The 21,475-nt window shown below is 62.2% G+C and carries 20 protein-coding genes; 5 read left to right on the forward strand and 15 right to left on the reverse strand.

Annotation, left to right across the window (positions count from 1 at the left end):
• Positions 1–24: 24 nt before the first annotated feature.
• From PSEBG33_RS23820 to PSEBG33_RS23780, 9 genes are all read right to left on the reverse strand, one after another.
• On the reverse strand, positions 25–1,407 hold the full coding sequence (locus PSEBG33_RS23820; protein ID WP_005784356.1) for a PepSY-associated TM helix domain-containing protein: 1,383 nt from the start codon (positions 1,405–1,407) through the stop codon (positions 25–27).
• A gap of 118 nt (positions 1,408–1,525) precedes the next feature.
• Positions 1,526–3,586 carry a TonB-dependent copper receptor gene (locus PSEBG33_RS23815; RefSeq protein WP_005784358.1) on the reverse strand — a complete coding sequence of 687 codons (2,061 nt, stop codon included), beginning with the start codon at positions 3,584–3,586 and terminating at the stop codon, positions 1,526–1,528.
• A gap of 93 nt (positions 3,587–3,679) precedes the next feature.
• Positions 3,680–4,069, reverse strand: a complete 390-nt coding sequence (locus PSEBG33_RS23810; protein ID WP_032803236.1) for a DUF2946 domain-containing protein — start codon at positions 4,067–4,069, stop codon at positions 3,680–3,682.
• Positions 4,070–4,078: 9 nt separating this feature from the next.
• Positions 4,079–4,561, reverse strand: a complete 483-nt coding sequence (locus PSEBG33_RS23805) for a copper chaperone PCu(A)C (protein WP_005784362.1) — start codon at positions 4,559–4,561, stop codon at positions 4,079–4,081.
• A 47-nt stretch (positions 4,562–4,608) separates the two neighbouring features.
• Complete coding sequence (locus PSEBG33_RS23800) at positions 4,609–5,001, reverse strand: DUF2946 domain-containing protein (RefSeq protein ID WP_005784364.1); 393 nt, start codon at positions 4,999–5,001, stop codon at positions 4,609–4,611.
• 96 nt (positions 5,002–5,097) lie between these two features.
• Positions 5,098–5,385 (reverse strand): addiction module antidote protein, encoded by a 288-nt coding sequence (locus PSEBG33_RS23795; protein WP_005784366.1) that lies wholly within the window; start codon positions 5,383–5,385, stop codon positions 5,098–5,100.
• Positions 5,386–5,388: 3 nt separating this feature from the next.
• Positions 5,389–5,688: a type II toxin-antitoxin system RelE/ParE family toxin gene (locus PSEBG33_RS28375; RefSeq protein WP_005784367.1), complete on the reverse strand. Its 300-nt coding sequence runs from the start codon at positions 5,686–5,688 to the stop codon at positions 5,389–5,391.
• A 346-nt stretch (positions 5,689–6,034) separates the two neighbouring features.
• A complete protein-coding gene (locus tag PSEBG33_RS23785; protein ID WP_005784369.1) occupies positions 6,035–6,763 on the reverse strand; it encodes a cobalt-precorrin-6A reductase in 729 nt (242 codons plus the stop codon).
• Entirely contained in the window at positions 6,760–7,965 is a 1,206-nt protein-coding gene (locus tag PSEBG33_RS23780; protein ID WP_005784371.1) for a bifunctional cobalt-precorrin-7 (C(5))-methyltransferase/cobalt-precorrin-6B (C(15))-methyltransferase, read from the reverse strand. The genes PSEBG33_RS23785 and PSEBG33_RS23780 overlap by 4 nt, the downstream gene beginning before the upstream one ends.
• 38 nt (positions 7,966–8,003) lie before the next feature.
• Here PSEBG33_RS23780 and cobG point away from each other — a divergent pair, with 38 nt between their 5' ends.
• From cobG to PSEBG33_RS23755, 5 genes are all read left to right on the forward strand, one after another.
• Complete coding sequence (gene cobG, locus PSEBG33_RS23775) at positions 8,004–9,350, forward strand: precorrin-3B synthase (protein ID WP_005784373.1); 1,347 nt, start codon at positions 8,004–8,006, stop codon at positions 9,348–9,350.
• Positions 9,343–9,969: a precorrin-8X methylmutase gene (locus PSEBG33_RS23770; RefSeq protein WP_005784376.1), complete on the forward strand. Its 627-nt coding sequence runs from the start codon at positions 9,343–9,345 to the stop codon at positions 9,967–9,969. Before cobG ends, PSEBG33_RS23770 begins: the two co-directional genes overlap by 8 nt.
• Positions 9,969–10,700, forward strand: coding sequence for a precorrin-2 C(20)-methyltransferase (locus tag PSEBG33_RS23765; protein WP_005784378.1), 732 nt, complete (start codon positions 9,969–9,971; stop codon positions 10,698–10,700). Before PSEBG33_RS23770 ends, PSEBG33_RS23765 begins: the two co-directional genes overlap by 1 nt.
• A complete protein-coding gene (gene cobJ / locus PSEBG33_RS23760; protein WP_005784380.1) occupies positions 10,700–12,337 on the forward strand; it encodes a precorrin-3B C(17)-methyltransferase in 1,638 nt (545 codons plus the stop codon). Before PSEBG33_RS23765 ends, cobJ begins: the two co-directional genes overlap by 1 nt.
• Positions 12,338–12,574: 237 nt before the next feature.
• On the forward strand, positions 12,575–13,354 hold the full coding sequence (locus tag PSEBG33_RS23755) for a hypothetical protein (protein ID WP_005784382.1): 780 nt from the start codon (positions 12,575–12,577) through the stop codon (positions 13,352–13,354).
• On the opposite strand, the gene PSEBG33_RS23750 is transcribed toward PSEBG33_RS23755, so the two are convergent.
• The 6 genes from PSEBG33_RS23750 to dusB all read right to left on the reverse strand — a co-directional run bounded on the left by PSEBG33_RS23750 (position 13,351) and on the right by dusB (position 21,416).
• Complete coding sequence (locus PSEBG33_RS23750; protein ID WP_003171467.1) at positions 13,351–13,947, reverse strand: MarC family protein; 597 nt, start codon at positions 13,945–13,947, stop codon at positions 13,351–13,353. The two genes, PSEBG33_RS23755 and PSEBG33_RS23750, sit on opposite strands and share 4 nt — an antisense overlap.
• 96 nt (positions 13,948–14,043) lie before the next feature.
• The gene (locus tag PSEBG33_RS23745; RefSeq protein WP_005784385.1) at positions 14,044–16,818 is read right to left on the reverse strand and encodes a hybrid sensor histidine kinase/response regulator; all 2,775 of its coding nucleotides are present in this window, start codon (positions 16,816–16,818) and stop codon (positions 14,044–14,046) included.
• A gap of 115 nt (positions 16,819–16,933) precedes the next feature.
• Positions 16,934–18,226 (reverse strand): phosphoribosylamine--glycine ligase, encoded by a 1,293-nt coding sequence (gene purD / locus PSEBG33_RS23740; protein ID WP_005784387.1) that lies wholly within the window; start codon positions 18,224–18,226, stop codon positions 16,934–16,936.
• A 170-nt stretch (positions 18,227–18,396) separates the two neighbouring features.
• Positions 18,397–20,004 carry a bifunctional phosphoribosylaminoimidazolecarboxamide formyltransferase/IMP cyclohydrolase gene (gene purH, locus PSEBG33_RS23735; protein ID WP_005784388.1) on the reverse strand — a complete coding sequence of 536 codons (1,608 nt, stop codon included), beginning with the start codon at positions 20,002–20,004 and terminating at the stop codon, positions 18,397–18,399.
• A gap of 81 nt (positions 20,005–20,085) precedes the next feature.
• Complete coding sequence (gene fis, locus PSEBG33_RS23730) at positions 20,086–20,406, reverse strand: DNA-binding transcriptional regulator Fis (RefSeq protein WP_002555375.1); 321 nt, start codon at positions 20,404–20,406, stop codon at positions 20,086–20,088.
• A complete protein-coding gene (gene dusB, locus PSEBG33_RS23725; RefSeq protein ID WP_005784391.1) occupies positions 20,403–21,416 on the reverse strand; it encodes a tRNA dihydrouridine synthase DusB in 1,014 nt (337 codons plus the stop codon). Before dusB ends, fis begins: the two co-directional genes overlap by 4 nt.
• Between the last annotated feature and the right edge of the window lie 59 nt (positions 21,417–21,475).

Raw genomic sequence — 21,475 nt, forward strand, 5'->3', positions numbered from 1 at the left:
CCTGGATTGGGCATCTCGCCTGTTTCATGCGGAACCTGAAGCGGATTCACCTTGGCCAAAAAAGCGCGACAGCACCAGACGATCCAGCACCCACACCACGATCAGCGACGCCCCCACCAGCGGGAAAACAAGTGCCAGGCCCAGCATGATCACCATCGCGGTTTTCCACCTTGGCAGGTCATGACGCAACGGCGGAACACCCACGCCACCGGCAGGGCGACGCTTCCACCAGATCACCACGCCGCTGACCGCACTGAGCAGGATCATCAGGCAGATCACCAGCACGATCAGTTGGTTGACCCAGCCGAACATCTTGCCTTCATGCAGCATCACGCCGGTCTCGGTGGCGCGGGCGACCAGGTTGTAATGTTCCCAACGCACATCGGCCAGGACCTTGCCGGTGTACTGGTCCACATGCAGGGTGGCGTCATTGCGCGGGTCGTTGGCGAACACCGCGACGGTGAATACCCCCGTGGCGGTGGTGGGGAAGGCGATGCTGTAGCCGGGCTCCACGCCGCGCGCATTGGCCAGGTCGACCACTTGTTGCAGGCGCACGCTTGGCGCGGCAGGGCCTGAGTGCATGGCGCCATGCTTCATGTGTTCGGCGTGGTCGCCGGACATCGGCATCGGCGTGTTTTCCATGGCCCAGGGCACGGTCTGTTGGGTGGCCGTGTTGAGCACGCGTGCCTGCTGGTCGGACTGCGGCACGTTGTTCCACATCGTTGCCGGGAAGGTGTTCCACAGGTCGGCGTATTGCTTGCCCCAGAAACCGGTCCAGGTCATGCCGCTGAGTAGCATCACCAGCAGAAATGCCGCGCCCCAGAAGCCGGCGACAGCGTGCAGGTCACGCCAGAACAAGCGGCCACGGCTGTTGAGACGCGGCCACAATACGCCAGCCGATGACTTGCCACGCGGCCACCACAGGTACACGCCGGACACCACCAGCATGACGCCCCAGCCGGCGGCGAGTTCTATCAGGCGGTCGCCGGTGGTGCCGATCATCAGCTCGCCGTGCAGGGCGCGGGCAATGGCCTGCAGGTTGTATTTGGCGTCCTGCTCACCCAGGACTGTGCCGCGATACGGGTCGACGAATACGCTGATTTCGCGGTCCTGGTTGTGCATCACGAACTGCGCGCTGCTGGTGGCGTCGGCAGGCGGCAGGTATTTGCTGATCGCGGCCTGGGGGTAGGCGTCTTTGGCGCGTTGCAGCAGTTCGTCGGCGCTCAGAGCGTGCTCGGCGGCGGGTACGGTGAGCAGGTGGCCGTACATCAGCGGGTCGAGCTGGGGTTTGAACAGGTAGATGATGCCGGTCAGGGCCAGCAGCACCATGAAAGGGGCGACAAAGAGACCGGCGTAGAAGTGCCAGCGCCAGGCCAGGTTGTAGAAGGAAATCTTTTGTGTGGTCATCGGCTGCTCCGCATGAGGCTTTTGATTTTTCTTGGTCTGTTACATCGTCATCGCAGGCAAGCCAGCTCCCACATGGGACTGTATTCCACCTGTGGGAGCTGGCTTGCCTGCGATGCTTTTAGAAGCTCATGTCCACCTTGGTCCAGAGCGTACGCCCCGGCTCCTTGATGGCTTGCGGGTCGTTGGCCGGGTAGCCGAAGCCTGCGTTACCCGCCAGGTTCAAATGCTCGGCATAAGCCTTGCCGAACAGATTGTCGACTCCGGTACTGACCTTGAAGTTCTTATTGATGCGGTACGCAGCGTTCAGCGAGAACACGCCAAAACCGCCGCTCTTGTCGTAGTCCTTGCCGACCACGTTGCCCTTGTTCTGGTCGATGCGGTTTTGCGCCGCGACCACGCGCCACAAGGCGCCGGCACTCCAGTCGTCTTCGCTGTAGGTCAGGCCCAGGCGTGCATCCAGCGGCGGCATCTGCGGCAGGGCTTTGCCATCGCTGCTGTTCTTGCCCCAGGCGTAGGCGAGGCTGGCGTCGGCTTTCCAGTTGCGGCTCAGCTTGTAGGCCGCACCCAACTCGCCGCCCATGATGCGCGCGTCGACATTGCGCGCCTGGGAAGTGGTGCCCATCATGCCGGGCCGGTAGTCGAACAGGATGAAGTCGTGCACCTGGCCGACGTAACCCGAGGCCCAGGCTTCGAGGTCGGCGGTTTTGTATTGCGCGCCGAAATCCAGCTGCGTGGTCTTCTCGGGCTTCACGCCGTCAAAGGCATTCACCGAGCCGACCGCGCCGGTGTTGGGGGAGAACAGTTCCCAGTAATCCGGAAAGCGTTCAGCGTGACCCAGGCCCGCATAGACGGTCGTGGGCGTGTCCGCCAGGTCGTGCTCGTAGCGCACAAAGCCCGATGGCAAGGTGTCTGCGCGGGTGTCGTCGGCGGTGGGGTTGGGGCGGCTCATCATTGCCGAGCCGGTGCGTTGCCGAAAATCCTTGGCTGAGGCACGGTCCAGGCGGGCGCCGGTGATCAGGCGGTCGTTGTCGGCGGCGTACCAGGTCAGCTCGCCGAATACCCCGTAGTTGTGGAAGTTGGCGTCCTTGTTGCGCGGCAGGTCCTTGTAGGTGTCGATGCCCATGCTGCTGCGCGCGCGGTGCTCGTTGGTCTGTGCGTCCAGGCCGCCGATCAGTTGCACATCGGCCCAGCGCCAGGTTGCCTTGAGGCGACCGCCCAGGGTGCGACGGTCGACGTTAGAGGCCATGGGCCCGGCCATCATGCCGGTGCCCGAAGGGACGCGCAGGCTGTAGTTGTCCATGACGTGGTCGGCGTAGTTGTAATAGACTTGGGCCTCGACCTTGTCCAGCACCTCGCCGAGGTTGGATTTTTCGAAGCGCAGCCCGAGGCTTTCGCGCAGGAATTGCGAGCCATCCATACCGCGTCCTGCGTAGCGCGCTTCACCGTCGCCACGGCCGGCGGTGAGTTCCAGCAGCGTGTCGGCGTCGGGGGTGAAACCCACCGCCACATCGCCATTCCACTTGTCATAGCGCGAGGCGACAGTGTCGTTGTTGCCGTCCTTGTAGTCGTCGGCATGGGCCTGGTTGCCGATCACCCGCACATAGCCCAATGGGCCGCCGGCAGCGGCATCGATGACCTTGTCGAAACGCCCGTTGGAACCTGCCAGCACACTGGCGTTGACCCGCGTGCCCAGTTCGCCGAACTGCTCGGGCTCACGCTCGAACAGGATCGTACCGGCCGACGCGCCCGGGCCCCAGAGTACGGTTTGCGGGCCTTTGATCACGGTGAGCTTGTCGTAGGTTTCCGGCGAAATATACGAAGTCGGCGCATCCATTCGGCCTGGGCAGGCGCCGAGCATCATGCCGCCGTTGGTAAGGATGTTCAGGCGCGAGCCGAACATGCCGCGCAGCACCGGGTCGCCGTTGGTGCCGCCGTTGCGCACCAGGGCGAAGCCGGGGATGGTCTTGAGGTAGTCGCCGCCATCGCTGGCGGGCACCGGCTGGCGTGGATCCTTGGGGTTGGTGACAACGGTGAGGGGCGAGCTGGGGGCGATCGCGGTGATCACCGTGGGGCTCAGCTCGTGTTCATGCGCATGGGCGTAGGGGGCAAGCAGTGCGCCGCACAGAGCGGCGAAAACAGGGGCAGCGCCCAAACGGGTGTCAGCAGAAAACCTGGACATGACAAATTCCATCAATCAATCGTAAACAACACGGCCAGCAGCCTGCGGCTGTCTAATTGAAGTCGGCCGGGGTGAAGTAACGCGGTGAAGGGCTTACGACACGATGGGCGGCGCACGACTGCGGGCGCCAGGGAAGATGCTCTGCCGAGCATGGCCCAGGCGGGGGGCGGGGATGAGCGCGTTGGCTGGCGGCGGGGTGCCGAGCGTTACGTAGGAGACGCTGCCGGGCAGGGCCGGGCAACTGAACAGCAGGCTGCAATAGCCGCATTTCTCCCAGAGGACATGATGTTCGTCGGGGGTTTTGGTCGGCTTGGGCTCGCCGTGGCACGCGGGCATGTCCATGGACATACCGGCGTGATGATCCATCGGCATCGCTTGGGAAATCAGCGGACCGATAAAGATCATCAGCATGGCGAACAGGCTGATCCAACTGCCGCGCATCAGACGGCGGTGCGGAGACAACCTGGCGCGGGGGGCGCCCATCGGGTAGGTCTAGTGAGTGTGCTTATGCTCTTGCGTGGCCATCGGCGGGACCTTCTGCACCGACACTTGCACCTGAACCTTGCCTGCTTTCTCGAAGGTCAGGGTCAGTGGGAATTGCTTGCCATCGGCCAACAGGCTGCGGTCTTTGAGGCCCAGCAGCATCACGTGATAAGCCATCGGCGCGAAGGTCAGCTCACCCTTGGCCGGTACGGCAACGCTGGGCACTTGCTGCATCTTCATCAAGTCGCCTTGCATCACATGCTCGTGCAGCTCGGCTTTCTCCGCGACGCTGGTTTCAACGCTGAGCAGGCGATCCGGAGCAGCCCCGGTGTTATGAATCACAAAGTAGGCCGCCACGGTCGGCGCATTCGGTGGCAGCTCCTGGGACCAGGGATCGCTCACCAACAGGTCGCCGGCCTTGTAGTCATCGGCATTGGCAGCACTGAACACCGGCAACAGCAACGCAGCCAGAAGCAGGGAAGATTTAAGCATGGCAGTTCTCCAGAACGGTTCTAAACGCAGTTCACTTGCGAAGAAGATCAGACCGTTGGGGAGGCGCGAGGGTTAAGGCTTGGCCATTGCTGGCGCGGGGTGGGATTGCGCAATAAGCGTGGTGGCAGGCTCTGCACCGCCTCGAAGCGCGTCACATACAGCTGCGGCACATGCCCCGGCAACGCCACCAACGGCGCCGAGCCCGAGCAACACCAGCAATGCTGCATGGCAGAGTGATCGTCCGGCGCTGCCGGGATTTCCAGCTTGCCCAGGGCAATCGCCTTCAGGCTGGCACCATTGGACGAACAGAACCCACCCCACATCAGACGCTTGACCGGGTCATCAGTCTGCTGCATCGCACTGGCCAACGGCATGGCAAACGCATTGAACAGCACTGCAAGGCAGGCGATCCAGGCAATTGCAAAGCGTTGACGGGCCATGGCGGATAATCCGTAGGGTTAAACGATCAGGGGGTATTTAGCCTGATCGGGGGGGATAAGTAAAAAGGGGCGGTGTGGTTTGGTGTCGCAGTGCTATCAGATCGCTGTGGCATGAAGCTTGAGGCCCAATGCTTTCATGACTTTCATGATAGTCCCAAACTCGGGATTGCCCGTGCTGGAGAGGGCTTTGTACAAGCTTTCACGTCCAAGGCCGGCATCACGGGCTACTTGGGTCATGCCTTGGGCACGGGCGATGTCGTTGAGAGCTGAACGAATAAGCAAGCCATCACCCGCATCCTCCTCGAAACAGGCTTCAAGATATTCGGCCATGTCCCCGGGGGTTTTGAGGTGTTCCGCTACATCGAAGTCGGTAAATTCAGTCATCGGTTATTCCTTTTCAAATCTTTCTGCAATTTGCTTTGCTCGTTGGATGTCTCGTTTCTGCGTTGATTTGTCGCCTCCTATCAACAACAGATAAATCACCTCGTCTCTACGTATGAAATAAACTCGGTATCCAGGCCCGTAATGAATGCGCATTTCCGATACGCCATTTCCTACTGCTTCACAGTCCCCGAAATTGCCTGATTGTGCGTTTTTCAACCTTGCCAATATGCGTGCCCGGGCAGGTTCACTGCGTAACGCGTCAAGCCACTCCTGAAAAGGTTTTGACTTCTTGAAGTGATTCATCTTTGAGCGTATTCCATGGGATACAGGATGGCAAGTCGCGACGCACTGCAAAAGCAGTGCATCTCCATCGTGGGCGATGCTGCAAAACCGCGTGAGGCGACGTTAGGGCGCAGGATTAGGCTCGACCAGCCAGGTTGTTCGGAAGGATTTGTAAGATGGGTCGCTTTTTGAGGGGGTAGATAAGCAACTAGGATTTGCGTAGTTCTTCGTATACGCAGAACTTTGCGAGACGTCTTTGAGGTTGCCCCCAGGACCTCAATCCCTAATCTACGTACACCGCTGCAAACTCAGCGGTCGGGCGTCGTGGCCGGATGATCAAGCAATGTCTCATTTCAGTTGACGCTTACTAGAGGGTGTCTGGAAGGGTGATTGCCTGTAGCGTTGCCGCTAAGGTGGTGAACTCTCGATCCACCGCAGCCAATACCGGCCGCTTCAACACCAACACCGGCACCCCCCGCTCCCGCGCCACTTCCAGCTTCGGTTCGGTGGCGGTGCTGCCGCTGTTCTTGCTGATCAGTACATCGATCCTGCGCCGTTCGAATAAAGCCCGCTCATCCTCGATCAGAAACGGCCCGCGCGCGCCGATCACTTCACACCGCGCATTCCCCGGATAAACGTCCAGTGCGCGCAAGGTCCAGAACTGGTCGGCGGGGATTTCATCGAGATGTTGCAAGGGTTCGCGACCCAGGGTGAACAATGGGCGCTTGAAAGGCTTCAACGCGGCTATCAGCGCGGCCCAGTCAGGCACTTCCCGCCAGTCATCCCCCACTTGCGGCTGCCACGCCGGACGTCGCAACGCCCAGCAAGGCACATCGCTCAATCGCGCCGCCTGGGCCGCGTTGTGGCTGATCTGCGCCGCATACGGATGCGTGGCATCGAGGATCAGGCTGATGCGTTCATCACGAACAAACTGCGCCAGCCCTTCAGCGCCTCCATAACCTCCGACTCGAACCTGGCAGCTCAGGTCGGTCGGCACACGGCCCACGCCCGCCAGGCTGTAGATATGCTCCGGCCCCAGGGTGCGGGCAATGGCCAGTGCCTCCGTCACGCCGCCCAGCAACAGAATTCTTTTCATAGGGGCTTGATCACTTCCAATAGCGTGATCGGCAATGCCTGGCGCCAGGTATCGAACTCGCCCAATGGCTGCGCCTGGGCCACGTGGATGCGGGTCAGTTCGCCGCCGTGCTCGGCGCGCCAGTTCATCAAGGTCATTTCGCTTTGCAGGGTCACGGCATTGGCCACTAACCGCCCGCCGGGGCGCAGGTGTTGCCAGCAGGTGTCGAGCACGCCTTCGCGGGTGACGCCGCCGCCGATGAAGATGGCGTTCGGTGCTTCCAGACCGCTTAACGCCTCCGGCGCCTTGCCGCGAATCAGTTGCAGGCCGGGCACGCCGAGGGCGTCGCGGTTGTGTTCGATCAGGCTTTGGCGGCCTGCGTCGGCCTCGATTGCCACGGCGCGGCAGCTCGGATGCGTGCGCATCCATTCAATGCCGATGGAGCCGCTGCCCGCGCCCACGTCCCACAACAGTTCGCCGGGCATGGGGGCAAGGCGGGCGAGGGTCATGGCGCGCACGTCGCGTTTGGTCAGTTGGCCATCGTGCTTGAAGGCCGCGTCGGGCAAACCTGCAAGGCGTGACAGACGTGGTGCGTTCGCATCCGCCAGGCAGTCGATGGCGACCAGGTTCAAAGCGGCAACCTCGGCGTGTTCCCACGATTGCGCGTGCCCGTCGATGCGCCCCTCAGCCAGGCCGCCCAAGTGTTCAAACACGGTAATCCGGCTGGGGCCGAAACCGCGCTCGGCCAACAACGCAGCCATCAACGCGGGGCTGCTGCCGTCATTGCTCAAGACCAACAAGCGCACGCCAGCGGCCAGATGCGCATTAAGTGCTGCCAACGGACGAGCGACCACCGATAACGTCACCACCTCCTGCAACGGCCAGCCCAGGCGCGCTGCCGCCAGGGACACCGACGATGGTGCGGGCAAAATCAACAACTCTTCAGCTGCCACTTGCCGGGCCAGGCTGGCGCCGACGCCATAGAACATCGGGTCGCCACTGGCCAAGACGCACACAGGCTCCCCGCGCCGCGAGAACACCGGCTCCAGGGCAAACGGGCTCGGCCACACCTGGCGTTCGCCACGAATACACACCGGCAAAAGGTCCAACTGGCGTTGGCCGCCTATAATCCGCGTGGCGCGCAACAGGGCGTGCCGGGCATTCCTGCCCAGGCCCTTGAAGCCGTCTTCACCGATGCCTACAACCGTCAGCCAGGGCGACATATCAATTCCTTGAACGACATCCGACGGGCAGGCTTTTCATGCCGCCGGACAAAGCAGGCATAATACCGCGCCTTTACCCGTCAACCGGTAGCCCCGTGAACCCAACGCCCGCTGTGAATACCATGCGCCCCTCGGCTTGTCCGGGGTTGCTGCGTATTGTCCAGGCGTTGGACGGCGGCATTTGCCGGATCAAACTGGCCGGTGGTTCGATCACCGCAGCCCAGGCCAGCGCCGTGGCCGACGCGGCCCGTACGTACGCGGGCGGGATAATCGAGGCGACCAACCGCGCCAACTTGCAGATCCGCGGCATTGGCGCCGAGCAGGACGCCTTGATCGCCAGGTTGCTTGCCGCCGGCCTGGGCCCCAATAACGCTGGCGGTGACGACGTGCGCAACCTGATGCTCAGCCCCGCTGCTGGTATCGACCCGCAGATGCTGTTCGACACCCGCCCGCTGGCCACGCAGATTCTTGCCACCTTGCAAAACCATGCGCGGTTCCACCAGCTGTCGGCCAAGTTCGCGATACAACTCGATGGCGGTGAAGCCCTGGCGATGCTGGAGCATCACCATGACCTGTGGCTGTCGGCGTTTGTGCGCGATGGTCAGACGCTGTTGGCGTTCGGCCTGGCCGGTTGTCCGGGGCTGGATGCGCCCGTGGCGGCAGTGCCGCTGGATCAGGGCCATGCACTGGTGGTGGCGGTGCTGGAGGCCTTTCTCGACCTGGCGACGCCCGAGCAAACACGTATGCGTCATCTGCCTGTGGATAACTTGTTGGGCCGCCTGAGGCTGCCGCTGTTGTCGACGCAGGGCTTCAGGCGACCGGCCAGTGGTGCGTTGTTGCACATCGGCAGTTATCCACAGACCCAAAAAAATCAGTTTTACGTCGCGGCAGTCGCGCCATTGGGCCGCCTGGATTCGCTGATGCTCCAGGGCGCCGCGCAACTGGCCAGCGAATACGGCGATGGCACGTTGCGCTTCACGCCCTGGCAGGGCGTGCTACTGCCTAACATTGAACGCGTTGGCGCCGTGACCGAACGCCTGGCGCAACTGGGCTTTGTGTGTTCAATCGACCAACCCCTGGCGCGCATGATTGCCTGCACCGGTTCCAGCGGTTGCGGCAAGGGCCTGGCCGATACCAAGGCCGACGCGGTGCAACTGGCCGCCCTGCAACCCGGCGTCGAAGCGCACCTGTCCGGCTGCCCGCGCTCATGCGCCGCCGCGCACACCGCGCCGGTCACGTTGCTGGCGGTGAGCCCCGGCCATTACGACCTCTATTTTCGCGATGCAGCCCACTCAGGTTTCGGTCGGCTGCACGCGCGCACTCTTTCCATTGAAGCGGCGGGCGCCCTGTTACGCGCTCGCCCACGGAGCAACACCGATGATTGATTACATCCGCGACGGTCAGGAGATCTATCGCAACTCCTTTGCCATTATTCGCGCGGAAGCCAACCTGGACCGCATCCCGGCCGATCTGGAAAAACTCGCGGTGCGGGTGATTCATGCGTGCGGTATGGTCGAGGCCATCGACGGTCTGCAATTTTCCGAAGGGGCGGGCAAGGCCGGGCGCGATGCGCTGGCTGCTGGCGCGCCGATCCTGTGTGATGCGCGGATGGTCTCCGAAGGCGTGACCCGTGCGCGTCTGCCGGCCAATAACGAAGTGATCTGCACCCTGCGCGACGACAGCGTGCCGCAGCTGGCGCGGGAGCTGGGCAACACCCGTTCCGCCGCCGCTCTGGAGCTGTGGCGCCCGCACCTGGAAGGCAGCGTGGTGGTGATCGGCAACGCGCCGACCGCCTTGTTCTACCTGTTGGAAATGCTCGACGCCGGCGCGCCGAAACCGGCACTGATCCTGGGGTTCCCGGTCGGTTTCGTTGGCGCCGCCGAGTCCAAGGCCATGCTTGCCGCCGACAGCCGTGGCGTACCCTTCGTGATCATGCAAGGCCGCCTGGGCGGTAGCGCCATGGCTGCCGCCGCCGTCAACGCCCTGGCCACGGAGGTCGAATAATGCAGGTGCGCGGACGTTTGATCGGCCTGGGCGTAGGCCCCGGTGACCCGGAACTGATCACCCTCAAGGCCCTGCGCCTGCTGCGTGAATCGCCGGTGGTGGCGTATTTCGTGGCCAAGGGCAAGAAGGGCAACGCTTTCGGCATCATCGAAGGCCACCTGGTGCCACAGCAGACCCTGATGCCGCTGGTGTACCCGGTCACCACTGAAGCGCTGCCGGCGCCGCTGTCCTATGAACAAGTGATCAGCGACTTCTACGACAACGCCAGCCTCGACGTGGCCGCGCACCTGGACGCGGGCCGCGATGTGGCGGTGATCTGCGAAGGTGATCCATTCTTCTACGGCTCCTACATGTACCTGCATGACCGCCTTGCCGAGCGCTACGAAGCCCAGGTAATTCCGGGCGTGTGTTCGATGCTCGGTGGCGCTTCGGTGCTCGGCGCGCCGTTGGTGTATCGCAACCAGAGCTTGTCGGTGCTCTCGGGCGTATTGCCCCATGATGACCTCAAGCGCCGCCTGGCGGATGCCGATGCCGCAGTGATCATGAAGCTGGGGCGCAACTTCCCGAAGGTGCGCCAGGTGTTGGAAGAGCTGGGCCTGGCCGAACGTGCGCTGTACGTGGAGCGCGCCACCATGGCCAACCAGAAGATCGTGCCGCTGGACCAGGTGGAGCCGATGTCGTCGCCTTATTTCTCGCTGATCATCGTGCCCGGTGAAAGGTGGCAAGGTTGATGACTCCGGCGATTGTGATTCTGGGCCAAGGCAGTTTGGCCACGGCGCGCAAGATCCAGCAGGTTTACCCTGGCGCGTTGATCCACGGCCTGGCCGCTCGGGTTGAAGGGGCGGACCAGAGCTACAGCGAGTTCGGCGCGACGCTGCGCCAGCTCTACCAGCAAGGCACGCCGCTGATTGCCCTGTGCGCGGCCGGCATTGTGATTCGTACCCTGGCGGCGCTGCTGCTGGAAAAAGGCGAGGAACCCGCCGTGCTGGCCGTGGCTGAAGACGGCAGCGCCGTGGTGCCGCTGCTGGGTGGCCTGGGCGGGGTGAATGTGATGGCGCGTGACATCGCCGCGGCATTGGGCGTATCCGCGGCAATCACCACCAGTGGCGAACTGCGTTTTGGCACCTGCCTGCTCAACCCGCCGACGGGTTATCAACTGGCGGACATTGAACTGGGCAAGCGCTTTGTCTCGGACCTTTTGGCCGGTGAATCGGTACGCGTCGAAGGCGTGGCGCCGTGGCTGGATCAAGCCAACCTGGTTCAGGACCCACAGGCGCGCCTGGCGATTCATGTGGGCAGTGCCGAGCGCCCACCGGCACCGAACGAGCTGCTGATTTATCCACAAAACGTCTGCATTATCTGCAAGCCTGGGGCGCGGTTGGCCGAGCGCGTGCGCACTGCGCTGCATGAGGCGGGGATCGCGGTGCAAGCCGTGGCCTGCCTGTTGGCCAGCGACCTGCAGATGGCCGACGCCTCATTGCATGAAGCTGCGCTGGCGTTGGGTGTGCCGCTGCGTTTTGCCCCGGTGATGCCCGTTGCGGACATCAGCATTACCGTGGCCGAACAGCCCTTGGACGTGTCGCAGGTGGGACGCCCCCGTGGCCGTCTCGCAGTGATCGGCCTGGGTCCCGGTGCGGCCGAGTTGATGGTGCCGGCGGTCAAGGCGGAACTGGCGCGTTGCACCGATGTGCTGGGGTATGAAACCTATGTGCGCATGGCCGGGCCGTTCCGTGACGATCAAGTGCAACACTGCACCGACAACCGCGAAGAAATGCAGCGCGCTCGCCATGCTTTCGAGCTGGCTGCGCAGGGGCGTTCGGTGGTGGTGGTGTCGTCCGGCGACCCGGGTGTATTCGCCATGGCCGCCGCGGTGATCGAGGCGCTGCACGACTCCACGGACCCGGCCTGGCATCAGGTCGACCTGGAAATCCTGCCGGGGGTTTCTGCCTCCCTGGCCACCGCCGCCCAGGCCGGTGCACCCTTGGGTCATGACTTCTGCGTCATGTCGCTGTCGGATAACCTCAAGCCCTGGTCGATCATTGAAAAGCGTCTGGACCTGGCTTCCCAAGCCGATCTGGCCCTGGCGTTCTACAACCCGATCTCGCGTTCGCGGCCCTGGCAACTGGGGCGTGCCCTGGAGATCGTCGGCCTGCACCGCACGCCCGATACGCCGGTGGTGCTGGGCCGCGACATCGGCCGCCCGGGCCAGACGCTACGCGTCACCACCCTGGGCCAATTGACGCCCGAGCAGGTGGACATGCGCACCATGGTGCTGATCGGCTCGTCCACCACCTGCGTGTTCCCGCGTGCCGGTGGCGGGGCGTGGGTGTACACGCCGCGTTGGTACGGCGACAAACCCGCCTCCTGAAAACGGTCCGCTGGCCGCCGGAAAGCTCCGAATGACCCAGGGATTCTCCTGATGTTGTTCGGGACTTTTTCTTTTTTTTACGGTGAAAACCGCAAGCATGCCGGCTGTGCCTTGTGATTGCTGGGCACTGGGTTTTCACCGGTGCCACCAAGGTATGTTTGTCGCATGGAAAGCCCTCCGCCCGCTGGACTAGTGTGAAGGAAAGCCCCATGTCGGGTGCTTGTGGAGAACTGAAAAATGGAGCGACGTAACAGAAGGATCAACACTATCAAACGGCGCAAGCTGATTGCCGCCTACAAGTTGCCGGGGGCACCAGGAGCGCACGCGGCGTTACCCCTGGACACTGACGACGACTGCAATGCGGCGGTGGTCAACAACGGGGTGATTTCCTTCGCCGAGGGGCTGTCTGGGCTGAACCGCGAATACATTCGCAAGAGTTACCTGCTGGCCAGCAGTTACGTGAGCGATGTATTGAAGGTGCATCGGGGCACCGAGGCGTGGTACGACGAATTTATCAAGGTCATGGTCAGTCTTGGCTGGCTGCCGGTGCGCAGCAGTTTCGAGCGGGTCTCACGCTCCGGCAAGGGGCTGACGGTGCAATTGGCTGCGTTGAATATTATCGGCGCGCTGCTGGCGTCGATGTCACTGTCGGGGCCGCTGGTTACCGCGCTGCCCAAATTGGCCGCCGATGCGCTGGAGGCATTGAAGCGGCAGCCGGCGTCTTTCGATTTGTTCAAGCGCAATAGCGCGGTGCATGAGGGCGGTGACTTCGGCGTGGCGTCCTGCGCCGAATCCAATGGTGAAGTGATGATGGTGCTGGTGACCTTCAGCAGCCACGGCGTGAACAAACAGGTGGGAGTGCCGTTCCTTGAATGGGACAGCTCATCGTTCGAGGCTTTCAGCGGGCAAACCTGTCTGGTGCTGAACACCTCGGTGGTCAACGAAAAAACCATCCAGCTGATGCGCGAAAGCGCCGGTGACAAGGTGCAGCTGGCGATTGCCAAATACCGGATCTAAGGCACCAGGTAGCCGCGAACCCCGGTAAAAATGATTTGCGCGGCCAGGGCGCATACGAACAGGCCCATCAACCGGCTGACAATCTGCAAGCCCTGGTCGCCGAGAATCCGTTCGATACGGTTGGACAGGTACAGCACCACACCCACGGTGAGGCTGGCCAAGGCGATGCTGAGGATGGCGGTGAGCTTGTCGTCCCAGTGGGGCTGGCTCACGCCCATCACCAGCAGCGCGCCGATGGTGCCTGGGCCGACAGTGAGCGGGATGGTCAGCGGCACGATGGTCACGTCCTGCTGCACGTTGTCGGTCTGCACCGCCGACTTGCCCTGAGCCATGCCCAGGGCTGAGATAAACAACACGCTGCCGGCGCCGATACGGAACGCGTCCACGGTAATGCCGAACACGCTGAAAATCACCCTGCCGAACAGGTAGAGCAACACGCTCGATACCAGGGTCGCCAGTGCGACTTTCCAGGCCAGGCGCCGACGCTCCTTGCTGGAATAGCCACGGGTCAGGCTGATAAAGCAGGACAGCACAAAAAACGGGCTGTAGAGCACCAGCATCTTCAGGTAAACGCTGAATAACACATGGAGCATGGGGGCGGCTCGCGGGCGGGGGAAGTGTGGAGGAGTCTATCCGACAGAGATCAAATGTGGGAGCTGGCTTGATCCCACAGGGAATGGTATTTCAAATCAGGAAATGGTGCTGCGCTCAGGAAGCTTTTGGCGCTGCACTACCCAGTAATCCACCAGCTCGCGCAACTGTGATAGCTCCACCGGCTTGGCCATATGCCCGTCCATGCCGGCCTGGCGTGCGCGTTCTTTATGTTCCGAAAGAATATGCGCCGTGAGCGCTACCACCGGCGTGCGTACGCGTTGGTGGCTGACTTCCCACGCGCGCAGCTGCTGGGTGGCGGAGAATCCATCGAGGACTGGCATTTCACAATCCATCAACACCAGGTCATAGCGCTGGGCTTTCATCGCTTGCAGGGCTTCTTCGCCGTTGCTGGCGGTGTCCGGGTTGAGGTTGAGTTTGCCGAGCATGCCGCGAATCACTTTGGTGGAGATGCTGTTGTCTTCGGCTACCAGGATGCGGAAATCGCTCGGCACGGTCACCGCCACCGGTGCGCTGGGGACGGGGCGTGGAATGGCAGCGCCTTTGCTGCGCTGGGCCAGTTCGTCGGCCAGGGTCGTCTTGAGCGTATAACCGGCCACGGGTTTGGCGAGGATGCGCTTGATCCCGCAGTTGCGCGCGATGATCTTGCTCGGTGCGTTGCTGATACCGGTGAGCATGATCAGCAGGATGTCGTGGTTCAGGCTCGGGTCTTCCTTGATCTTCGCCGCCAGTTGCATGCCGGTCATGCCCGGCATGTTCTGGTCCAGCAGCACCACGTCGAAGTAATCACGCAGGTGTGCCTTGGTGCGCAGCAGCGCCAGGGCCTCCTTGCCGGACGGCACGGCGCTGACATTCAGGCCCCAGGCCGAACATTGCTGCACCAGTACTTTGCGGCAGGTGTCGTTGTCGTCCACCACCAGCACGCGGGCGTCCTTGAGCGGGCCGTCGAGGTCCGACGTCGGGTGCTCCAGGCGCTCCGGGTCCAGCGGCAGCGTCAGCCACAGGGTACTGCCCTGATGGCTGCCACTCTTGATACCGAATTCGCCGTTCATCAGCAGGATCAACTGGCGGGCAATGACCAGGCCCAGGTGACCGCTCAGGCGTGTCGCCGAGAGGAAGTTCTTGCTGTGCAGTTCGCTGTGCAGTAGTGCGTCGCGTTCGGCGGCTTCCATCGGCACGCCGCTGTCCTGCACGGCAATGCGCAAACGGGGCTTGGTGCTGCGCTCGTCGAGGGCCACGACGATCAGCACTTCGCCTTCATCGGTCTTGTGCAGGGCGTTTTCCAGCAGGCTCAACAGCGCCTGGCGCAGGCGCGTCGGGTCGCCGCTGATCACGCGTGGCACCTGGGGCTGGATAAAGCTGATCAGCTCGACATTCTGCTGCTCGGCCTTGGCGCGAAAGATACTCAGGCAGTCGTCGATCAACGCGTTGAGGTCGAACTGCACATCATCGAGTTCGATCTGCCCGGACTCCAGCTTGGAAATGTCGAGAATCTCGTTGATCAGGGTGAGCAGCTCGTTACCGGCGCTGTGGATGGTCTGCACGTAGTCGCGCTGCTTCACCGACAGCGGCGTACCCAGTAGCAGTTCGGTCATGCCCAGCACGCCGTTCATGGGCGTGCGGATTTCATGGCTGATCTTCGCCAGGAACTCGGCCTTGGCGGCGATTTCGGCGTTGCTGGCGGCCAGGTCGCGGCTCAGGCTGAAGCGCGTTTCGACAATCGCGCGCTGGCGTTCGCCCAGGGCCAGGCTCATCAACAGGCCGCTGAGGCAGATGAAACCCAGCAGGGTGACGATCAGGCCCTGCGGCGCCACCAGGGTGAGGCCGAGCAGCGCGGGAAGAATGATCAGTGTGCCAATGTTGAACACCACCATCGCCGCCACGAACAGACGCGCCGGGCGGTAGCCTTTTTGCCAGTGGTAGGCCGAGACAAACAACATGCTCAGGCCTGCCAGCGCCACCAGGGCATAGGTGATGATGTTCAGTGGCAGGGTATTGACGAACAACAACAGCAGGCCGCACAGCACGATCAGCAGGATATCGGCCATCAACACCTTGTTCAGCGGGTGCGGGCCCAGGGGCATGAAGAAGCGGTAGGCGAACATCAACCCGCACGGTGCGGTCAGCAGCAGGGCGAGGTAGGCGCCAGGGGTCTGGATCGCGTGCCAGTTCGGCAGCCATGGCCCCACCAGGTTGAGCAGCAGCGCCAGGCTGAGCATCAACAGCAATTCGCAGGCGGCCAGCCACAGGCTGCTGCGCGAGCGGTGGTAGGCGAACCGCGTGAGGTTGTGCAGGATCAGCATCAGCAGCACGCCGAACAGCAGGCCGTAGATCAGCGTCTGGTTCTGGTTGGCGGCGGCCAGTACTGCAGGTTCCAGGGTGATGTAGGGGCGCAGTTCGTGTTCCGAGACCAGGCGCAGGTACACCTCCAGAGGTCGTGGGCTCTGGGGCATCGGCAGCATGAAATCACTGCTCGGCAGCGGGCGTTCAGCCTGGGGTTGGCGCGTGCCGGTGGTTTGTTGCTCCACCAGGGTATCGCCGTCCAGTACGTACAGGCTCAGGCTGGAAAGATCCGGGGCAAAGACCCGCAGCACTTGCTCGTGCTTGCCGGGCTGCAGCCTGAAGCGCACCCACAACGCACCGTCCGGCTGCGCGGCAGTGATCCGGTCCAGTTCGATGGGGCTGAATTGATTGGTGTAGCGGGCGGAACGGATGTCGCTCAGTTGCAGGTCGGCCTGTTCATCAAGCAATACCGCCCAACCACTGCCTTGCGCGGCGGCCTGGGCCGGGAGCAGGCAGAGCAGGGTCAGCAAGCTGACTGTGAAACCTATGGCGATCCTGAGCCAGCGCACGGCGAAATCCCTTCGTAGGTTGATGCACGGGTTAACTATGCGCGGGGCGACATGTGTACGGCAAGGGCCAAAGGCCCTTACCTAACCGAACGGATAGCTACTGCAAGTGTAGCTCTCAGCTGTTTTCACCGCGTTCACGGGCAATGGCGCGGTAGCCGATGTCGGTGCGGTAGAAGCAACCTTTCCAGTCGATTTTCGCAGCCAGCTTGTATGCCTGCTGTTGTGCGGTATCGACACTGGCACCCATTGCGGTAGCGCACAACACACGGCCACCTGCGGTTACAACTTTGCCGTCCTGGAGCGCGGTACCTGCGTGGAACACCTTGCCTTCCAGCGCAGCGGCGGCGTCCAGACCTTCAATCACATCGCCCTTGGCGTAATCGGCAGGGTAACCACCGGCCGCCAGCACGATGCCGACGCTCGGGCGTGGGTCCCACTGTGCTTCGACCTTATCCAGCGCTTGGGCCAGCGCTGCTTCCACCAGCAGCACCAGGCTCGACTGCAGGCGCAGCATCACCGGTTGGGTTTCCGGATCGCCGAAACGGCAGTTGAACTCGATGACTTTCGGGTTACCGGCTTTGTCGATCATCAGGCCGGCGTAGAGGAAACCGGTGTAGACGTTGCCTTCGTCGGCCATGCCGCGCACGGTCGGCCAGATCACCAGATCCATGACGCGCTGATGCACATCGCTGGTGACCACTGGCGCCGGGGAGTAAGCACCCATGCCGCCAGTGTTCGGGCCGCTGTCGCCATTGCCGACGCGCTTGTGGTCCTGGCTGGTGGCCATGGGCAGTACGTTCTTGCCGTCGACCATTACGATGAAACTGGCTTCTTCGCCGTCGAGGAATTCCTCGATCACCACGCGCGAACCTGCATCACCAAAGGCATTGCCGGCGAGCATGTCGCGCACGGCGTCTTCGGCTCCCTGCAGGGTCATGGCGACGATCACGCCTTTACCGGCAGCCAGGCCATCGGCCTTGATCACGATCGGTGCGCCTTTTTCACGCAGGTAGGCGAGGGCCGGCTCGATCTCGGTGAAGTTCTGGTAGTCGGCGGTGGGGATCTTGTGGCGTGCCAGGAAATCCTTGGTGAAGGCTTTCGAGCCTTCCAACTGGGCGGCGCCAGCGGTCGGGCCGAAGCAATCCAGGCCACGGCTGCGGAACAGATCGACGACGCCGGCAACCAGTGGCACTTCCGGGCCGACGATGGTCAGGGAAACATTCTTCTCGGCAAAATCTGCCAGTTGCTCAAGGGCCAGTACGTCGATGGCGACGTTTTCGCACTTGGCCTCAATGGCGGTACCGGCGTTGCCGGGGGCGACGAAGACTTTCTGGACACGTGGGTCCTGGGCAACTTTCCAGGCCAGGGCGTGTTCACGGCCACCGCTGCCAATGATCAAAACATTCATTTCAAAAACCTCGGATGAAGCAAATTCGTGGGGGCACTGTTGGCTGTTTTCCTGTGGGAGCTGGCTAGCCTGCGATGCGGGCACCTCGGTGTGTCAGTTGCACCGAGGTGATGCTATCGCAGGCAAGCCAGCTCCCACATGGAGCCAGTGCCCGCTTGACATCAAATCAATCAGTGGCGGAAGTGGCGCATACCGGTGAAGACCATCGCAATGCCAGCTTCATCAGCAGCGGCAATCACTTCTGCATCACGCATCGAGCCGCCCGGTTGGATCACGGCAGTAACACCGGCTTTCGCGGCGTTATCCAGGCCATCACGGAACGGGAAGAATGCATCGGAAGCCATTACCGAACCCACCACCTGCAAACCGGCGTGTTCTGCCTTGATCGCGGCGATACGCGCCGAGTTAACACGGCTCATCTGGCCGGCGCCGACACCGATGGTCTGGCGGTTCTTGGCGTAGACGATGGCGTTGGATTTAACGTACTTGGCGACTTTCCAGGCAAAGATCAAATCGTTGATCTCTTGCTCGGTCGGGGCGCGTTTGGTCACCACTTTCAAGTCCTGGCTGCCGATCATGCCGATGTCGCGGCTCTGTACCAGCAAGCCGCCATTGACGCGCTTGTAGTCCCAGGCAGCGGCGCGGTCGGCCGACCACTCGCCGCAGGCCAGCAGGCGCACGTTGGCTTTGGCGGCGACAATGGCGCGGGCTTCTTCGCTGACGCTTGGTGCGATGATCACTTCGACGAATTGGCGCTCGACGATCGCCTTGGCGGTCTCGGCATCCAGCTCGCGGTTGAAGGCAATGATGCCGCCGAACGCGGATTCGGTATCGGTGGCGTAGGCCAGTTCGTACGCTTGGCGGATACCGCCTTCAGCGTCCGGGCTCACGGCCACGCCGCACGGGTTGGCGTGCTTGACGATCACGCAGGCCGGTTTGACGAAGCTCTTCACGCATTCCAGCGCGGCGTCGGTATCGGCCACGTTGTTGTAGGAAAGTTCTTTGCCTTGCAGCTGGGTCGCGGTGGCAATGCCCACTTCGGCAGGCTTGGCTTCCACGTAGAACGCCGCGCTCTGGTGCGGGTTCTCGCCGTAGCGCATTTCCTGGGCCTTGATGAACTGGCTGTTGAAGGTGCGCGGGAACTGGCTGCGACCTTCTGTGCTCAAGGTGTCAGCCGCTTGGTTCACGGTGCCCATGTAGTTGGCGATCATGCCGTCATAGGCTGCGGTGTGTTCGAACGCCTTGAGCATCAGGTCGAAACGCTGGGCGTAGGTCAGGCCACCGGCTTTCAGGTTTTCCAGCACGTGGGCGTAGTCGCTGGCGTTGACCACGATGGCCACGTCTTTGTGGTTCTTGGCCGCCGAGCGCACCATGGTCGGGCCGCCGATATCGATGTTTTCGATGGCGGTGGGCAGGTCGCAGCCTGGCTTGTTGATGGTGGCTTCGAACGGGTAGAGGTTAACGGCCACCAGGTCGATCGGCTTGATGCCGTGCTCGGTCATGATGGCGTCGTCGATGCCGCGACGGCCGAGGATGCCGCCGTGGATTTTCGGGTGCAGGGTCTTGACGCGACCGTCCATCATTTCTGCGAAACCGGTGTAGTCCGCGACTTCTACTGCGGCCACGCCGTTGTCCTGCAGCAGTTTGAAGGTCCCGCCCGTGGAGAGAATTTCCACACCCAGGGCTTCCAGCTCCCGGGCAAATTCGAGGATCCCGGTCTTGTCGGAAACACTGATCAAGGCGCGGCGGATCGGCAGGCGGGTAGTCTGGTCGGTCATTTCAATTTCCATCAAAAGCAAAGGAGTCAGCAAAAAAGGCGACCGGTTTTACGCGGGCGCCTTTCTGGTTTGATTGAATGCTTACAGCAAATCGTACTGCTTGAGCTTTTTGCGCAAGGTGCCACGGTTGAGGCCCAGCAGCTCACTGGCTTTGGTCTGGTTGCCCTTGACGTAGTTCATCACGCTTTCGAGCAAGGGCGCCTCGACTTCGGAGAGCACCAGGTTGTACACGTCCGTGACGGAAGCACCCTCAAGGTGGGCGAAATAATTGTGCAGCGCTTTCTCGACACTCCCGCGAAGGGTCTGGCCTTCTTCGCTGGGCGTGTTGAGGTGCTGTTTCAAATTGACGTTGTCGCTCACGGGTGTTGTTCCACTCACTAAAGTCTCGGTCATCATCGTCATGCGGCCACCCCTTTTCCATCCCCTGTTCCCAGGCTCTTGTCACGTTCGGCGAAGAACTCACGAACGGTGGCGACCTGTGCCTGCGTTTCATCCAAACGATTGAACTGAGCGCGAAATTCCTTGGCGCCCGGCAAGGTGGCGAGATACCAGCCGACATGCTTGCGAGCAATGCGTACGCCCATCACATCCCCATAGAAGGCGTGCAGGGCGGCCAGATGCTCCAGCAGAATACGTTCCACTTCGAACAACTCCGGCGCCGGCAAGACTTCACCAGTGCGCAGGAAATGCTCGATCTCGCGAAAAATCCACGGTCGCCCCTGGGCGGCCCGGCCAATCAACAATCCATCGGCACCGGTTGCGTGCAGCACGCGCCGGGCTTTCTCGGCGCAGTCGATGTCGCCATTGGCAAATACCGGCATCGACACGGCCTGCTTGATCGCGGCAATGGTGTCGTACTCGGCTTCACCGGTATAAAGGTCGGCGCGGGTACGGCCATGCACCGCCAGCGCTGTAATCCCGGCCTGTTCAGCGATCTTTGCCACTGTGAGGCCATTTTTGTTGTCCCGGTCCCAACCGGTACGAATCTTCAGGGTCACCGGCACATCGACTGCGCCAACGACGGCCTGCAGGATCTCGGCGACCAACTGCTCATCTTTCAACAGGGCGGAACCGGCGGCCTTGTTGCAGACCTTCTTGGCCGGGCAGCCCATGTTGATATCAATGATCTGTGCACCCAGCTCCACATTGGCCCGGGCCGCATCCGCCAGCATCTGCGCATCACCCCCGGCGATCTGTACCGAGCGTGGCTCGGGATCACCTTCGTGGATCATGCGCATCCGCGATTTGCGGGTGTTCCACAAACTCATGTCGCTGGTAACCATTTCAGAGACTACTAGACCCGCGCCCAAACGCTTGCACAGCTGACGAAAGGGCTGATCGGTGACACCCGCCATCGGGGCGAGGATCAAGCCGTTCTGCAATGTATATGGGCCGATGCGTACCGCCGACATAGGACTTCCCTGTTGTGGGGCCGGATCATTAGAGTTCGAAAAAGGGTTGGCATGATACC

The sequence above is a fragment of the Pseudomonas synxantha BG33R genome, assembly GCF_000263715.2.
GTDB classification, from domain to species: Bacteria; Pseudomonadota; Gammaproteobacteria; order Pseudomonadales; family Pseudomonadaceae; genus Aquipseudomonas; species Aquipseudomonas synxantha_A.

Excerpts from the sequence above, each read along its gene's own strand:
- PSEBG33_RS23820 (WP_005784356.1), bottom strand. The coding sequence starts at position 1,407 with ATGACCACACAAAAGATTTCCTTCTACAACCTGGCCTGGCGCTGGCAC.
- PSEBG33_RS23815 (WP_005784358.1), bottom strand. The coding sequence starts at position 3,586 with ATGTCCAGGTTTTCTGCTGACACCCGTTTGGGCGCTGCCCCTGTTTTC.
- PSEBG33_RS23810 (WP_032803236.1), bottom strand. The coding sequence starts at position 4,069 with ATGGGCGCCCCCCGCGCCAGGTTGTCTCCGCACCGCCGTCTGATGCGC.
- PSEBG33_RS23805 (WP_005784362.1), bottom strand. The coding sequence starts at position 4,561 with ATGCTTAAATCTTCCCTGCTTCTGGCTGCGTTGCTGTTGCCGGTGTTC.
- PSEBG33_RS23800 (WP_005784364.1), bottom strand. The coding sequence starts at position 5,001 with ATGGCCCGTCAACGCTTTGCAATTGCCTGGATCGCCTGCCTTGCAGTG.
- PSEBG33_RS23795 (WP_005784366.1), bottom strand. The coding sequence starts at position 5,385 with ATGACTGAATTTACCGACTTCGATGTAGCGGAACACCTCAAAACCCCC.
- PSEBG33_RS28375 (WP_005784367.1), bottom strand. The coding sequence starts at position 5,688 with ATGAATCACTTCAAGAAGTCAAAACCTTTTCAGGAGTGGCTTGACGCG.
- PSEBG33_RS23785 (WP_005784369.1), bottom strand. The coding sequence starts at position 6,763 with ATGAAAAGAATTCTGTTGCTGGGCGGCGTGACGGAGGCACTGGCCATT.
- PSEBG33_RS23780 (WP_005784371.1), bottom strand. The coding sequence starts at position 7,965 with ATGTCGCCCTGGCTGACGGTTGTAGGCATCGGTGAAGACGGCTTCAAG.
- cobG (WP_005784373.1), top strand. The coding sequence starts at position 8,004 with ATGCCGCCGGACAAAGCAGGCATAATACCGCGCCTTTACCCGTCAACC.
- PSEBG33_RS23770 (WP_005784376.1), top strand. The coding sequence starts at position 9,343 with ATGATTGATTACATCCGCGACGGTCAGGAGATCTATCGCAACTCCTTT.
- PSEBG33_RS23765 (WP_005784378.1), top strand. The coding sequence starts at position 9,969 with ATGCAGGTGCGCGGACGTTTGATCGGCCTGGGCGTAGGCCCCGGTGAC.
- cobJ (WP_005784380.1), top strand. The coding sequence starts at position 10,700 with ATGACTCCGGCGATTGTGATTCTGGGCCAAGGCAGTTTGGCCACGGCG.
- PSEBG33_RS23755 (WP_005784382.1), top strand. The coding sequence starts at position 12,575 with ATGGAGCGACGTAACAGAAGGATCAACACTATCAAACGGCGCAAGCTG.
- PSEBG33_RS23750 (WP_003171467.1), bottom strand. The coding sequence starts at position 13,947 with ATGCTCCATGTGTTATTCAGCGTTTACCTGAAGATGCTGGTGCTCTAC.
- purD (WP_005784387.1), bottom strand. The coding sequence starts at position 18,226 with ATGAATGTTTTGATCATTGGCAGCGGTGGCCGTGAACACGCCCTGGCC.
- purH (WP_005784388.1), bottom strand. The coding sequence starts at position 20,004 with ATGACCGACCAGACTACCCGCCTGCCGATCCGCCGCGCCTTGATCAGT.
- fis (WP_002555375.1), bottom strand. The coding sequence starts at position 20,406 with ATGACGATGATGACCGAGACTTTAGTGAGTGGAACAACACCCGTGAGC.
- dusB (WP_005784391.1), bottom strand. The coding sequence starts at position 21,416 with ATGTCGGCGGTACGCATCGGCCCATATACATTGCAGAACGGCTTGATC.